This window comes from Trinickia dabaoshanensis, from assembly GCF_002879885.1.
Lineage (GTDB): Bacteria > Pseudomonadota > Gammaproteobacteria > Burkholderiales > Burkholderiaceae > Trinickia > Trinickia dabaoshanensis.
On the sequence record NZ_PNYA01000035.1, the window covers coordinates 17,419 to 32,527 of the forward strand.

At 62.3% G+C, this 15,109-nt stretch carries 10 protein-coding genes; 1 reads left to right on the forward strand and 9 read right to left on the reverse strand.

Annotated features, from left to right (window positions below):
* Positions 1-118 precede the first annotated feature (118 nt).
* Positions 119-3,838 carry a CheR family methyltransferase gene (locus C0Z18_RS28445; protein ID WP_102648780.1) on the forward strand — a complete coding sequence of 1,240 codons (3,720 nt, stop codon included), beginning with the start codon at positions 119-121 and terminating at the stop codon, positions 3,836-3,838.
* Positions 3,839-3,889: 51 nt separating this feature from the next.
* On the opposite strand, the gene C0Z18_RS28450 is transcribed toward C0Z18_RS28445, so the two are convergent.
* From C0Z18_RS28450 to C0Z18_RS28490, 9 genes are all read right to left on the reverse strand, one after another.
* Positions 3,890-4,285 carry a type II toxin-antitoxin system VapC family toxin gene (locus C0Z18_RS28450; protein ID WP_102648781.1) on the reverse strand — a complete coding sequence of 132 codons (396 nt, stop codon included), beginning with the start codon at positions 4,283-4,285 and terminating at the stop codon, positions 3,890-3,892.
* Positions 4,282-4,518: a type II toxin-antitoxin system Phd/YefM family antitoxin gene (locus C0Z18_RS28455; RefSeq protein ID WP_102648782.1), complete on the reverse strand. Its 237-nt coding sequence runs from the start codon at positions 4,516-4,518 to the stop codon at positions 4,282-4,284. The genes C0Z18_RS28450 and C0Z18_RS28455 overlap by 4 nt, the downstream gene beginning before the upstream one ends.
* 176 nt (positions 4,519-4,694) lie before the next feature.
* Entirely contained in the window at positions 4,695-5,297 is a 603-nt protein-coding gene (locus C0Z18_RS28460; protein WP_102648830.1) for a helix-turn-helix domain-containing protein, read from the reverse strand.
* Between the two features lie 8 nt (positions 5,298-5,305).
* Positions 5,306-8,470 carry a multidrug efflux RND transporter permease subunit gene (locus C0Z18_RS28465; RefSeq protein ID WP_102648831.1) on the reverse strand — a complete coding sequence of 1,055 codons (3,165 nt, stop codon included), beginning with the start codon at positions 8,468-8,470 and terminating at the stop codon, positions 5,306-5,308.
* 103 nt (positions 8,471-8,573) lie between these two features.
* Positions 8,574-9,911, reverse strand: a complete 1,338-nt coding sequence (locus C0Z18_RS28470; protein ID WP_102648783.1) for a TldD/PmbA family protein — start codon at positions 9,909-9,911, stop codon at positions 8,574-8,576.
* A complete protein-coding gene (locus tag C0Z18_RS28475; protein WP_102648784.1) occupies positions 9,908-11,344 on the reverse strand; it encodes a TldD/PmbA family protein in 1,437 nt (478 codons plus the stop codon). The genes C0Z18_RS28470 and C0Z18_RS28475 overlap by 4 nt, the downstream gene beginning before the upstream one ends.
* The gene (locus tag C0Z18_RS28480; RefSeq protein WP_102648785.1) at positions 11,341-12,978 is read right to left on the reverse strand and encodes an ABC transporter ATP-binding protein; all 1,638 of its coding nucleotides are present in this window, start codon (positions 12,976-12,978) and stop codon (positions 11,341-11,343) included. Before C0Z18_RS28480 ends, C0Z18_RS28475 begins: the two co-directional genes overlap by 4 nt.
* Complete coding sequence (locus C0Z18_RS28485; protein WP_102648786.1) at positions 12,978-14,087, reverse strand: ABC transporter permease; 1,110 nt, start codon at positions 14,085-14,087, stop codon at positions 12,978-12,980. Before C0Z18_RS28485 ends, C0Z18_RS28480 begins: the two co-directional genes overlap by 1 nt.
* Positions 14,041-15,096 (reverse strand): microcin C ABC transporter permease YejB, encoded by a 1,056-nt coding sequence (locus C0Z18_RS28490; protein ID WP_102648787.1) that lies wholly within the window; start codon positions 15,094-15,096, stop codon positions 14,041-14,043. The genes C0Z18_RS28485 and C0Z18_RS28490 overlap by 47 nt, the downstream gene beginning before the upstream one ends.
* Between the last annotated feature and the right edge of the window lie 13 nt (positions 15,097-15,109).

The window sequence follows — 15,109 nt, forward strand, 5'->3', positions numbered from 1 at the left end:
CAAGAAGGCCGCACGCGGCGTCGCCCATGCCGGAGGGCAGGCTAGCCGGTCGCGAATCGAACGGTCGGTCGCGAACGAGCCGGCGTCACGTGCCGAAGCCTCCATCCGACAGATCCCTATGTCCGATCAAAGCTTAGGACGTTCGGCGCCGAACCGGTTCGCATTCCCTACGGTGGGAATCGACGCATCGGCTGGCGATATCGAAGCGCTGAAACAGTTTTTCGACATCATGCCGGCGCAATCCGGCGCGGCTTTCGTCATCGTATTGCGGGCGCCGGCCGAGCCCGTGCAATCGCTCGTCACGGCACTTCAGCCCGCGACGGTCATGCCCGTGGTTCCGGTGCGTCAGACAACGCGCATGGAGCCGAACCACGTTTATCTCGTCGAACCGCCGATGGTCTGCACGATCGTCGAGCACGAATTGCGGACGAGCGGCCCACGCGACGCCGACGAGCGGCGCCACCCGGTCGATCTGTTCTTCGATTCACTCGCCACCGCTTATGGCGAGCGCGCCGTCGGGGTGCTGTTCGCGAGCGTGAGTACCGATAGCGCCTTCGGTTTCACTCGCCTGAAGGAATTCGGCGGTGTGACGTTCGCGCAAAGCAGGAGTGCGGCACGGACCGACAACGCACCGTGGCCGCCGAGCGTCGTCAATTCGATCGACTTCCAACTCGACGCCGCGGAAATGCCGCAGCGCATGCTCGAGTTGTGGGCCAACGCGAAAAAGATTCGACTTGCGCGGGTGCCCGCCGGCCGCGACGAGCTAGAGCAGGAAGCGGGCGAACCCGGCGCCGGGACGGGCAACGTCGAACGCACGCTGCGCGAGATCATGATGATTTTGCGCAACCGGACGGGGCACGATTTCCGCCACTACAAGCGCGCCACTGTCCTGCGCCGGATCGAGCGGCGTTTGCAGGTGAACGGACTGTCCGATCTCCAGCCATATCGCGATTATCTGCAGACGCACCCGGAGGAAACCACGACGCTGCTGCAAGACATGCTGATCAGCGTGACGAACTTTTTCCGCGACAAAGACGCCTACGACATCCTCAAAGATCAGGTCATACCGTCCATCTTCGAGAATCGCCGGCAGGACGAGCCCGTGCGGGTTTGGGTCGTGGGATGCGCGACGGGGGAAGAAGCCTATACGGTGGCGATGCTGCTGCAGGAAGCATCGGCGAGCACGCGCGACCAAGTCCCTTTTCAAGTTTTCGCGACCGATATCAGCGAGCGCGCGATCGCTACGGCGCGGGAAGGTCTTTACCCCGCGTCGATCGCAGCCGACGTCGACGCCAATCGCCTGCGTCAATTCTTCACGAAAGACGGCGAACACTATCGCGTCAAGAAGGACTTGCGCGAACGCGTGCTGTTTGCGTTGCATAACGTATTGAGCGATCCGCCGTTTTCGCGCCTCGATCTGGTCTGCTGCCGCAACCTTCTCATTTACCTCGATCGCGAAGCGCAAATCGATACGCTGCGCACGTTCCATTTCGCGCTGCGGCCGAACGCGCACTTGTTCCTCGGCAGTTCCGAGACGGCGGACAGCGTGGGCGGATTGTTTTCCGTCGTCGATAAGAAGACACGCGTCTACCGGGCGAGCATCGCCGTGCGCGCCGACACGCCGGTGCCGATCGCGCAGCCTGGCGCACTGAACGCGCGTCCGCCGATCGCGCATGTGCAACCCATGGGCAAGCGCAAGTTCTCGTTCGGTGAATTGCACCAACGCGTTGTCGAGCAACATGCGCCGCCTAGTGTGCTCGTGAACCGCGATTCCGACATCGTCCATCTATCCGAGCGAGCCGGACGCTTTCTGCAATACGTCGGCGGCGAGCCGTCCCACAACGTCTTGACGGTCGTTCGGCGTGAGTTGCGGCTCGAATTGCGTTCGGCGATCTACCAGGCGCTTCAATCCGAGGTCAGCGTGGAATCGAGGCGCGTGCGGCTCGATCGCGACGGCCGCTCCTTCTTCGTCAAGATGACGGCGCGTCCCGTGCACGATTCCGATGCCAACGCGGACTTCGTTCTCATCTTGTTCGACGAAGTGGAAGACAGCGTCGGCGACGTGGACGAAGCGCCGCCCGAGCATCAACGCGATCCGATCATCGCCCAACTCGAGCGGGAGCTGCAGCGCACGCGCGAGCAACTGCAAGCGACGATCGAACATTCGGAAACCTCGACGGAGGAGTTGAAAGCCTCCAACGAGGAATTGCAGGCCATCAACGAGGAATTGCGCTCGGCCACCGAAGAGCTCGAAACGAGCAAGGAAGAGTTGCAGGCGATCAACGAGGAACTGACGACCGTCAATGCCGAGTTGAAGGCGAAGGTGGAAGAGACGAGCAAGATCAACGACGACTTGCAAAACCTCGTAATGGCCAACGACATCGGCACGATCTTCGTCGATCGGAATTTGTCGATCAAGCGCTACACGCCGCGCGCCACCGATGTGTTCAGCATCATTGCAACCGATATCGGCCGCTCGTTGCTCGACATCACGCACCGGCTCGAATACGACAAGCTCGCCGACGACGCGGCCGAAGCGTTCGGCTCGCTGCGCCTGATCGAACGCGAGTTGAAGAGCACGGACGGCCGCTGGTATCTCGCGCGAATCTTGCCGTACCGTACGACCGAGAATCGCATTGACGGTGCGGTGCTGTCGTTCATCGATATCACGTCCCGTCGCGCCGCCGAGGAACGGCTGCGTAAAGTCGGGCAAGCGGGCGTCGATGAAATCGAACGGCGGCGCGACGAATTCCTGGCCGTCGTCTCGCACGAGCTGAAGCATCCGCTGAACTTGATCAGCGCGAGCACCGAATTGATCGGACGTTCCGGCGAAGCACGCTCGAATCCCACGATCGCGCGCGCTGCCGATACGATACGGCGTACGGTTCTCGGCCAAGCGCAGATCATCGACGATCTGCTCGATATGTCGCGCATGCGGACGGGGAAGCTGTCGATCACGCGCCGACCCGTCGATCTCAAAGAGGTCGTGCAGCGTATCAGTCATACGATGCAGGACGAGGCGCAGCGCAAGGATATCGATTTCCGGTTGTCCGTACCCGACGGTCCCGTTGCCATCCATGCGGACCTTACGCGTGTCGAGCAGATCGTCTGGAACCTGATCAGCAACGCGCTCAAATTCACGGAAGGCGACGGCAAGATCACGGTGCAGCTTTCGCTCGACGAGCATCATGCGGTGTTGAGCATCAGCGACAACGGCATCGGCATCGACGGCGCCGCGCTGCCGACTATCTTCGAAATGTTCGAGCAAAGCCGCAGCTCCACCTCGGCTGTGCGAGGCGGCCTAGGCATTGGGCTATCGCTCGTCAAAGACCTCGTGGCCGTGCATGGCGGCGAGGTGAATGCGCACTCCGACGGGATCGGCCACGGCGCGACGTTCACCGTTAGGCTGCCGCGCGTCGTCGAGGCCGTGATGCACGACGGCAGCGGCACGTCGCCCACGACGTTCTTGAAGGGCGAGCATGTGATGCTCGTGGACGACGATCACGATACCGTCGAGACCTTCCGGATGTTGCTCGAGATGGAGGGTGCCACGGTTACGGTGGCAACGAGCGGCGAGGAAGCACTGGATATGGTCGGCAAGCAGCAGCCGTCGTTGATTTTGTCGGACCTCGGGATGCCTGGGATGAGCGGCTTGGCGTTTATCGAAGCCGTGCGTCAGCGGCCGGAATTAGGGGCCGTGAAGGCGATCGCTTTAAGCGGATTCGGCAGGCCCTCGGATGTCGAGGAAGCGACGCGGGCGGGGTTCGATGCGCATTTGACGAAGCCGGTCATGTTGGATGCGCTGCTCAGCGCGATCGCACGGGTGCGGGTGAAGTAGGGAGGTCGTGGGGCGGGCATCGAGCCCGCCTCACCGCTACGTACTTCCCGCTCACCAGATGGTCCTGACGTGCGTATAGGCTCGAATCTTCTCGTCCTTGGTCACAAGCGACACGGAAAACTTGCGCGCGGTCGCGACAATCATCCTGTCAGCCGGGTCTTTGTGGAATTCGCCCGGCAGTTCGACCGACTTGATTGCAATTTCCGAATCTACCGGAACGAAGCGTACCGCTTCAATATCCGCAACAGTGGCAAGCCAACTTCCAACATCCATCGAAAGTACAAGCTTTTCTCGCTCGACGAGCATGGCGATCTCCCATGCCGAGATGGAAGAAACTAGAATTTCGCCTCCGGCAAGCTCACGATCGATGGCCGCTTTCGCCTTCTTGCTCAAGGTAGGATCACCCGACACCCACCAAACCAGCGCGTGTGTGTCCAGAACGATCACTGCGCCGCCTCCCAGTCGCCTTCGGCCACCGGGTCGGTCGGATTTTGGTACCGGACCACAGAACCTCGAAGCACGTCGAGCGGGTGGCGTGCGATGCTCCTATAAGGGCGTACTTCCAACGCCGGCTTGCCGTGATCGGTCACGATCACGCTTTCCCCCGACGATTCAACCTGCCGAAAGAATTCGAGCGCCTTCGCCTTGAATTCGGATTTGGAAACTTGATTGGTGTCCATATCTCATAACTGGTCACAATAACTAGTCATAATCATAGCACATCTCTCCATCAAGGCAAGCCGCTTCCCGGCCCGGCGTCTCACCGTCGGATCTTCGGTTTGTTGCGCGGCCGGCACTCGCCGAGTTTTCTTGGTTTTGCCGTTGGCCTTGGCATGCGGCATACGCACCGAGCCTCCTACAACAAACTCGGCGTCCCCACCCACATCAACAGCGCATCGCGCTCCCCGGTGTTGTGCCAATGGTGAGCATCCGTCGAATCGTAATGCGCCGAGTCGCCTTCGCGGAACTCGTATGTCTTCCCTTCCAACGTCAGCGTCACGTTCCCGGACAGCACGTACCAGAACTGTTCCCCTGCGCGCGCCGTGATCTCATCGAGCTTTTGACCCGCCGGAATCCGCACGAGCAGTGCCTCCATCTGCCCGCCTTCGGTCACTTGAGTCAACCGCGCGAAGCGATTGTCCGCATCGGCAAATCCAAAGAACGTCAATCGATCGCCGCGCGCGACATAGCGCTCGTCGCGCGGCGCATCGAGCAAGTATTGGATCTTCACGCCGAGCACGCGCGCGATCGCCATCAACGTCATGACGGAAGGCCGAGCAAGGCCACGTTCCACCTGCGACAGAAACGGCGCGGAGATGCCCGCGCTCGTGGCCACCTCGTCGAGCGTCAACGACAAATGCTGCCGCAGCGAACGAATTTTCGGGCCGAGTACCGTCGAACTCGCCCGCTCGTCGTCGAGCCATGCCCCGCCTTCGTAGCTCTTCCGGTGCCGCCCCATGCCGCCTTTCATGAAGGCTCCGTTTCGGGATCGGGCACGCGCTCGCCAGCCGCATCTCTAGCGCCGCCCTTCGGCGAGACCCCCGATCCGCCGCGGTTACGCATCGCGCTCATGACGAGATAAAACGCGACCGGTGTGAAGACGAGCCCGAGCACCGTCGCCGCGATCACACCCCCGAACACCCCCGTGCCGATCGAATGACGGCTCTCGGCCCCGCCCCCGCTCGAAAACACAAGCGGCACCACACCAAGCAAAAATGCCGCCGACGTCATCACGATCGGCCGAAACCGCATCGCGCACGCCTGCACCACCGAATCGAACAGCGCAACGCCACGCGCCTGCGCATCGCGCGCGAACTGCACGATCAAAATCGCGTTCTTGCCCGCAAGACCGATGACCGTCACGAGCCCGATCTTGAAGTAGATATCGTTCGGCATGCCGCGCAACAACATCGCCGCCACCGCACCGATCATCCCCAGCGGCACGACGATGAGCACCGACATCGGAATCGTCCAGCTTTCGTAAAGCGCCGCGAGCGCCATGAATACGGCAAGCAGCGACAGGCCGATCAGCAACGGCGTCTGCTTGGCCGCCTGCGTTTCCGCCAGCGCCGCATCCGCCCAATCGAACGACGTCCCGGGCGGCAGTTGCGCCGCAAGCCGTTCCATCTCGGCCATCGCCGCTCCGGAGCTATAGCCGTCGGCCGCGCGCCCGGTTACGTCTAGCGACGGGTAGCCGTTATAGCGCGAGAGCATGATCGGTCCGCGCGACCATTTGAGCGAAGCGAACGCCGAGAACGGCACCATTTTGCCGAGCGTGTTGAGCACCGACAGATTCAACAAATCGGCGTCCGTCATTCGCGAAGACGACTCGCCCCCAACCAACACACGCAGCATGCGTCCCGCTGCAGGATAGTCGTCCACGTACAACGTCCCGAACGTGCTGCCGAGCGTCGCTTGAATCGCATCGAACGACAGATCCATCGCATAGGCCTTCGCACGATCGATATCGAGCACCACGCGCGGCGCGTCGGGTAGCGTCTCCGAATGCACGTCGGCTAGCACAGGACTCTTTTTCGCGAGTTCGAGCAGACGTTCACGCGCCGCATCGAAATCCGCGCGGCTCATACCGCCGCGATTCTCGAGGTGGAACGTGAACCCTTCGGCGTGACCCATGCCGGGCACGGAGGGCGGCAACTGCGCGATGACCTCGCCCTCGCGAATCTTTTCAAACGACGCGTTCAACGTATCGCGCAGCGCCAACGCGCCGACATCGCGATGCGACCAATCCTTCAGATCGATGAACGCCATGCCCACGTTCTGGCCGCTACCGGAAAAGCTCCACCCGATGACGGTCGTCACGTTCGCGATCGACGACTGCCGCTTCAGGATGTCCTCCACCTGCTTGATCACCGCATACGTGCGCTGCTGCGAGGCGCCGGGCGGCAACTGGACCATGACCTGCAACTGCCCCTGGTCCTCGGTGGGCAAAAAGCCGCTAGGCAGCGACGCATACATCAGCGCGCCGGCGCCGATCAGCGCGAGATGCACGGCGAACAAGCGCTTAGGCGTGCGCAAAATTCGCGCGATGAAACGGCGATAGCCCTCCGATGCGCGCTCGAACTTCTCCAGGAATTTCCCCGACAACCCCGATCCTTCATATTCGTCGCCGGCGGGTGGCCTGAGCAAGTTCGCACATAACGCAGGCGCCAGGGAGAGCGCCATGAACGCCGACACCAAAATCGCCGCGATCATCGCGATCGAGAACTGCCGATAGATTCCGCCCACGCCGCCCGAGAAGAACGCCATCGGCACGAATACGGCGGTCAACACCGCCGTGACGCCGACGATGGCTCCGCCGATTTGCGCCATGGCCTTACGCGTGGCCTCGCGCGGCGCCAGCCCCTCGTCGCGCATGATCCGTTCGATGTTTTCCACGACGACGATCGCATCGTCGACCAGAATACCGATCGCGAGCACCAGCCCGAACAACGTAAAGACGTTGATCGACAGCCCAAACACATGCATCGCCGCGAACGAGCCCATCAACGCGACGGGAATCACCACGGTCGGCACGAGCGTGTAGCGCAAGTCGCGCAAAAACAGCCACATCACGCAAAACACGAGCACGATCGCTTCGACCAACGTCAACAACACCTCGCTAATCGCGATCTTCACGAAATGCGCGCCGTCATAGGGGATTTCGATGGCAATGCCGGGCGGCAGCGTCTTCGACAGCTCGGCCACGCGCTTATGAATCGCATTCGAGGTCTCGAGTGCGTTGCCGAGCGGTCCGAGTTGGATGCCCACCGTCGCGGCCGTTCTTCCGTTCAAGCGCGACCAGAACGTATAACTGTCCGCCCCGAGCTCGACGCGCGCCACATCGCCGATACGCACCACGGAGCCGTCCGGCCGCGCCTTGAGCACGATGGCGCCGAACTCCTCGGGCGAGTGCAACTGACCGCGCACGCTGACCGATGCGGTGATCGCTTGACCACCCACCGCGGGCGCATCGCCGATCGCCCCAGCCGTCACCGTCGCATTCTGCGCTTGAATCGCCGCGGTCACTTCCGCCGGAGACAAGCCGTATTCGCGCAGCTTCATCGGATCGAGCCAAATGCGCATGGCCCGATCGGCATCCCAAAGCTGCGCCGATCCCACGCCAGGGGTGCGCTTGAGCTCGCGCAGCAAGAACCGGTTCAGATAATCGCTGAGCGCCGTCGAATCGCGCGTGCCGTCGGTCGAGACGAGCGTCACGAGCATGAGGAACGTATTGGCAGCCTTGAATACACTGATCCCCTGCTGCACGACCGGCTGCGGCAAACGCGGCTCGATCTGCTTCATGCGGTTTTGCACGTCCACCATCGCCAGATCGGGGTTCGTGCCCGGGGCGAAAGTCACGTCGATCTCGAGTTCGCCGAGCGCATCGCTCGTCGTCTCGTAGTACTGAAGACCGTCGGCGCCGTCCAGGCTCTGCTCGATCAAGCTGGCGACATTGCTGTCCACTTCCTCGGCCGCCGCGCCGGGATACTGCGCTGAAATGATGATGCGCGGCGGTGCGAGCCGCGGATACTGCGCCACGGGCAGCATCGGCAACGCGAGCACGCCCGCAAGAATGATCGCGAGCGCGACGATCCAGGCGAAGACGGGGCGATCGATAAAAAATGACGGCACGGGGCTACTCCCGCGGCGCGCGGCTTGCCGCCGCGCACCGTGCCGTCCCACTAGTCTCGATGGTTGTTATTGTTTTCGTTCTATGCATGCGTTAGGTGATCGATCAGAGCGTCAGTTGAAACGACTTCGCAAGCGCTCCCGGCAGTTTTATTCCGCCGGTGGCACGCTCGCCCCATGTGGAATCGTTGAGTTGCAATTCGGGCTCCGCATCGAGCCTTTCGAGTTGATCGCCGAGCAAGCCGTAAAGGCTGTCGTCGAATCGCATCGCTTCGACGGGCGCCACGATCCGCCCGTTCTCCACCCAAAAGGTGGCGAAGCGTGTCATGCCGGTCATGCGGCAATGCATGCGGTCGGAGAAGTTCACGTACCAAAGATTGCCGACGTATAGGCCGGTGTCGAGCGCGGACAGTACGTCGTCCGCATGCAGATCGCCGCCTTCCATCGCGAGCGACGAAGGCGCTTCGTCGGCCGTCGCGCCGTTCGGGGTCAGGCCGTACTCGCGCGCGCTACGCGCATCCGTCAGTCGATCCACGCCCCGGCCGTTCGCCACGAGGGACACACTCTCGCGCAGGTAGCCGTCGTTATTGAAGCCCGGCGTAATCGCGAGGCCGATCTCTTCGGTCAACGTCACGCGCGGATCGAACTGTGCCTCGCCCGTATGAAGCTTGTACAAGGGACTGCGCGACGTCGCTTGCTGACGCGCCGAAAAACCCTCGTACGCCATCATTTCCACGAGCGAACTCATCGCCGCCGGCGTGAAATACGTGCGATATCGTCCCGGCGTCAGCACACGGGGCGTGCCACTCAAGATCGGCAACCTCGACGCAGCCTGCTCGAGCTTATGCGCAAAGACGGCGTCGTCCCACGCGTCGCCCGCGTATTCCGTCTTGATCGCCCGCCCGCTGCGATCGAACAGCGACCAACTGAAATTGAAGTTGTCGACTTCATACCAGCCGCGGCTGCCGAGCGACGACGCGAAGCCCCGCGCGATCGTGCCGCCCGCATAGAACCCCACGAAGTCGAGCCCATGCGCGCACTCTGCCACGGTGCGCACGAGCACCTGCGGGTCGGGCAGACGCCCCGTGCGCTGCGTGGACTGCGACCATTGCGAGCGATCGAACAATAGGTGAGGATCTTCGGGAGCATCGCGCAGGCTCGAGCGCAACATCGCGAGCGCCTGTGCGGCGTCGTCGAGATCGGCGTCCAATTGTCCGCCCATCGTCATCGTCGAATACGCTTGCCGCGCGCCGTCGATCAGGCGCAGCGTGAGCTTGCCTTGCGAGACGGTGCCGATCTGACGCACCTTGCCCTGGTTGAAGCGAATGAACTCGGAGTTCTCGGCGGTCAGCGAAAGCAGCGTGACTTCGCTGCCTTCGCGCAGCCGTTCGATGCCTTCGGCAAGCGCGCCGAAATGGCGCTTCCAATCGAAGTTCGCCATCATGCGCCTCCAAATACGTCGATGTCGGCAAACACGCAAGCCGGCGATGCATGGCCCACGTGAATGATCTGCGCGGGCTCGCCCTTCCCGCATAGCGGCGTGCCGTACGTTTCGCGCGTCGTCTCGTTGCCAACGGCTTTCAGGCTTCGCCAGAAGCTTGCCGACACCCCGCGATAATTCGGCCGCTTGACCACTTGGGTCAGCTTGCCGTTCTCGATCAATTGGCCGAACTCGCAGCCGAATTGGAATTTGTTGCGTCGGTCGTCGATCGACCACGACGTATTTGTGCGCATGAGGATGCCGCGCTCGATGTCCGCGATCATGTCCTCGAACGTGCTCTCGCCCGCTTCGATGTTCAAGTTCGCCATCCGGTCGATCGGCGCGCGATTCCAATTCGATGCCCGCGAATTCGCCACGCCCGGAAGCTGCGCGCGCTGCTGCGAAAGGGTGCCGCCGAGCGGCCGTTCGAGCACGCCGTCGCGAATCAAATACTGCTTGCGAGCCTGCGCGCCTTCATCGTCGAAACCATACGACGCCGCCTCCTCGCGCTCCGAAGGATCGAACGTCACGTTGAGTAGCGAGGACCCATAACGGTAGCTGCCGAACATATCGGGCGTCACGAAGCTCGAGCCCGCGAAGTTGCGCTCGTCGCCCAAGATCCGATCGAGCTCGAGCGGATGACCGATCGATTCGTGGATCTGCAGCATCATTTGATCGGGCATCAGCAGCAAATCGCGCAAACCCGACGGGCAATTCGGCGCCGCCAGCAATTGCAACGCTTCATCCGCAAGTCGAGCCCCGGAGCCGGCATAGCCGTAGCGTGCCAAGATTTCCATTCCGCCCTGCGCGAGCAGCGATTCGTACCCGCCGAGCCTACGCACTTGCGTGTCGCCGTCCGCATGCGCCACGACCGTCATTTGCGGCAACAGGTAGCGAAAGCGTTGCTCGATACGCACGCCGTCGCTCGTCAGGTAAAGCTGATCGCTATGCGTGATCCGGATCGCCGCCGTGCGCTCGACGATGCGCGCATCGACCGCGGCCGCCGCGCATTCGACTGCAAGGCGATCGATCCATTCGCCTCGCTCCGGCAAAACGGTATCGGCGTTCGGCGAGACGTAACTACCGCTCACCCCGGGCCGCGGCGCGTGGCGGTGATCGATCAACGACACGGCCGCCGCCGCACGCGCACGCGCGCTCGCCAGATCGAGCGCCGCTTGCAAGCCCGCCTCGGATAGATCGGCCGTCGCCGCGTAGCCGGCGCCTGCCCCGCACCATGCCGTCAACAATGCACCGCGGTCGCGGACCGTCGCAAACGGCTGTGCCACATCGTTACGCACGGTGTGGTCCTCGGAGCGGTCGTCCGCGATACGCAGCGACCAGAACTCGGCGCTGCTTTTCAAGTTGGCTGCCGAGCGCGACCAGCGTTCGTCGATCATGCGATTGCCTCGTTTGCGTCCGCTTCGGGCACTTGCATCGATGCCGCGAGCAGCGATTGGGTATAAGGGTGCGTGGGGGCGCGCAAAACATCGAGCGTATCGCCCGATTCGACGATCCGCCCGGACTTCATGACGACGACGCGGTGCGCCATCGCTCGCATCACCGCCAGATCGTGCGTAATGAACAGATAGCTGAGACCGTACTTCTTTTGCAGCCGTGTAAGCAACGCCAAAACTTGCTGCTGTACTGAGACATCGAGCGCGCTCGTCGGTTCGTCGAGTACGAGAAGTTCCGGTTCTACCGCAAGTGCGCGTGCAATGGCAATACGCTGACGCTGTCCCCCCGAGAATTCGTGGGGATAGCGCGAAGATGCATCGGCCGGCAATCCGACTTCCTCGAGCAGTTCGCGCACGCGCTCGCCGCGTTCTTGCGCGGTGGACTTCGGTTTATGTACGCGTAGGCCCTCGCCGATGATCTGTTCGATCGTCATGCGCGGCGAAAGCGAGCCGAACGGATCTTGGAACACCACTTGCATCCGCGCGCACAGCGCGCACCATTCGGCGCTCGACGAACGATAACTGGCGAGCGGCCGTCCGCCCACGCGGATCTGCCCCGCCGCGGCGCGCTGCAAACCGAGCACGGTGGAGGCGAGCGTCGATTTGCCCGAGCCCGACTCGCCGACGATGCCCACCGTCTCTCCGCGCCGCAATGTCAAATCCACGTCCTGCAACGCGCGAAACTTCGCGCTGCCGAACAGCGAGCGCAGACCCTTCGCACTCGTCCTGTAGTCGACGGCCAGGCCCTCGATCTCCAGCACGTTCTCCGATTCGGCGACCACGGGATCGACGCATCGAACCGGCTCGCTATTGAGCAAGCGCCTCGTGTACGGATGCTGCGGGTTGGCGAACAGCGCTTCGGTCGTGTTCGTTTCCACGAGCACGCCCTTCTCCATCACCGCTACGCGCTGCGCGAAGCGTCGCACGAGGTTCAGATCGTGCGTGATCAGGAGCACCGCCATGCCGCGATCGGCAGCCTCTTGTTCCTGTAGCTCGATCAGCAAATCGACGATCTGCTGACGCACCGTCACGTCGAGCGCCGTCGTCGGCTCGTCGGCCAGCAACAAGCGCGGACGGCACGCGAGCGCCATGGCGATCATCGCGCGCTGACGTTGCCCGCCCGACAACTGGTGCGGGAAGCTGTCGATGCGCCGCTCCGGCTCCGGAATGCCCGTGCGACGCAGCATTTCGATGCCGCGCGCACGCGCCGCGTTCGGCCGCAGGCCCTCGTGCAGCCGCAGGCTTTCGGCAATCTGCTTACCGACCGTATAAAGCGGGTTGAGCGCCGTCATCGGCTCTTGAAACACCATCGCGATGTCGGCGCCGCGAATGCCGCGCATCTGCTGCTCCGACTTCGACAGCAAATCCTCGCCTTCGAAGCAAATGCGGCCCGACAGCGTCGCATGATCCACCAGGCGCAAGATCGACAGCGCCGTCAGGCTCTTACCCGAGCCCGATTCGCCGACGAGGGCCACGCGCTCGCCGCGTGCAATGGCCAAATTCAATTCGTGCACGCACTTTTTCGCGCCGAAGCTGATCGAAAGATTTTCGATGCTGAGCAAAGGACTGCCGTTCATCACTTCGCCCCTCCGAATGCCGAACCGCGATTGCGGGTATCGAGCGCGTTACGCAGCGCGTCGCCCATGAATGTCAGTAAGAGTAGCGTCACGACGAGCGCCGCGAACGCCGACACCGAAATCCACCATGCGTCCAGGTTGTTCTTACCCTCTTGCAGCAATTCGCCCAGGCTCGGAGTGGGCGGCGGCACACCCAAGCCGAGAAAGTCGAGACTCGTCAGCGACAAGATCGCCGCGCTCATGCGAAACGGCAGGAACGTGATGACGGGCGTCAGGCTATTGGGCAGCACATGGCGCCAAATGATCTGCCAGTTCGAGAGCCCCATCGTGCGCGCAGCCTTCACGTAGTCGAGCGAACGGTTGCGCAGGAATTCCGCGCGCACGTAATCGGACAGCACGAGCCAGCCGAACATCGAGAGCAAGACGAACAGCAGCCACAGTGTGGGCTCGAAGATAGACGCGAAAATGATCAGCAAGTACAGATCGGGCATCGAGCTCCAGATCTCGATGAGCCGCTGGCCGATCAAATCGGTACGGCCGCCGTAAAAGCCCTGCAAGGCACCCGTCAGTACGCCGAAGAACACGCCCGATATCGTCAGCGCCAGCGCCATCAGCACCGACACGCGGAAGCCGTAGAGCAGACGCGCGAGCACATCGCGTCCGAATTGATCCGTCCCGAGCCAGTTGGACGACGACGGCCGGGCCGGAAACGGCCGCTCGGCGAAGTAGTCGATCGTGTCGTAGTAGTTGTGGTTCGGCGGATAGATCGCGAAGTTGCCGTTCGACTGGATACGAGACCGGATATACGGATCGAGATAGTTCGTCTTGGCGGGGAAATCGCCGCCGAATTGGGTCTCCGGATACGTCTTCACGATCGGAAAGTAATAGTGACCTTGGTAGCGCACGACGAGCGGTTTGTCGTTGCACAGCAATTCGCCGACCATACTGATCGCGAACAGCGATACGAAGATCACGAGGCTCCAGTAGCCGAGCCGCTGGCTTTTGAAGCGCAGCCACGTGCGCCGCCACGGCGAGATCGACGCTACCGGCGCGAGGACCGGCTTAGCGGTCCATGCGGTCGAATTGGATGCGGGGGTCGACGAGGACATAGCAGACGTCAGCAATGAGTTTGGTTACGAGGCCGATCAGGGTGAACAAGAACAGCGAGCCGAGCACTACGGGGTAGTCGCGGCGTATCACCGAGTCGTACGAGAGTTGCCCCATGCCGTCGAGCGAGAACAATGTCTCGATCAGCAAGTTACCGTTCAGGAAGGCACCGACGAAGGCAGCGGGCAAACCCGTGAGCAGCGGAATCGCCGCGTTGCGCAGCACGTGCTTCCACAGCACGTCGCGCTCGGGTGCTCCCTTCGCGCGGGCCGTCAGAACGTACTGCCGGCCGATCTCCTCGAGGAACGTGTTCTTCGTGAGAATCGTGACGATCGCGAAATTGCCGACGACCGATGCCGTGACGGGCAGCACCATGTGCCACAGATAATCGAGCACCTTGCCGATCGTGCTGAGATCGTCGAAGTTATCGGACGTGAGGCCGCGCATCGGGAAAACGTCCCAGAACGTCCCGCCGCCGAACAGCATCAAGAGCAGCACGCCCAAAACGAAGCCGGGAATCGCATAACCGATCAGCACGAGCACGCTCGTGACCGTATCGAAGCGCGAGCCGTTACGCACCGCCTTGGCAATCCCGAGCGGCACCGAGACGGCGTAGGTGAGGATGATCGTCCATAGCCCGAGCGATATGGAGACCGGCAGCTTCTCCTTGATCACGCCCCAGACGCTTTCGTGCTGGAAGTACGATTGGCCGAGATCGAACGTGGCGTAGCTCTTGAGCATCATGAAGTAGCGCGTGAGCGGCGGCTTGTCGAAGCCGAACTGCTTCTTGATTTGCTCGATCTGCTGCGGATCGACGCCTTGGCTCGCGTGATAACCGCCGCCACCGCCGCCGCCGTCGCCGCCGTGGTTCGAGCGGCCGTGACGCAACTGGGTGACCATTTGCTCAACCGGCCCGCCGGGGACGAACTGAGTGACGACGAACGTCACCGTGACGACCCCGATCACCGTCGGAATCATCAATAGCAGACGTCTGAGGATGTAGGCAAACATAGGACTCCTTGAT

What these genes read in the sequence shown, in the direction of transcription:
- C0Z18_RS28480 (WP_102648785.1), bottom strand. Translation starts at nt 12,978, where the DNA reads ATGAACGGCAGTCCTTTGCTCAGCATCGAAAATCTTTCGATCAGCTTC.
- C0Z18_RS28475 (WP_102648784.1), bottom strand. Translation starts at nt 11,344, where the DNA reads ATGATCGACGAACGCTGGTCGCGCTCGGCAGCCAACTTGAAAAGCAGC.
- C0Z18_RS28460 (WP_102648830.1), bottom strand. Translation starts at nt 5,297, where the DNA reads ATGGGGCGGCACCGGAAGAGCTACGAAGGCGGGGCATGGCTCGACGAC.
- C0Z18_RS28490 (WP_102648787.1), bottom strand. Translation starts at nt 15,096, where the DNA reads ATGTTTGCCTACATCCTCAGACGTCTGCTATTGATGATTCCGACGGTG.
- C0Z18_RS28470 (WP_102648783.1), bottom strand. Translation starts at nt 9,911, where the DNA reads ATGATGGCGAACTTCGATTGGAAGCGCCATTTCGGCGCGCTTGCCGAA.
- C0Z18_RS28485 (WP_102648786.1), bottom strand. Translation starts at nt 14,087, where the DNA reads ATGTCCTCGTCGACCCCCGCATCCAATTCGACCGCATGGACCGCTAAG.
- C0Z18_RS28455 (WP_102648782.1), bottom strand. Translation starts at nt 4,518, where the DNA reads ATGGACACCAATCAAGTTTCCAAATCCGAATTCAAGGCGAAGGCGCTC.
- C0Z18_RS28445 (WP_102648780.1), top strand. Translation starts at nt 119, where the DNA reads ATGTCCGATCAAAGCTTAGGACGTTCGGCGCCGAACCGGTTCGCATTC.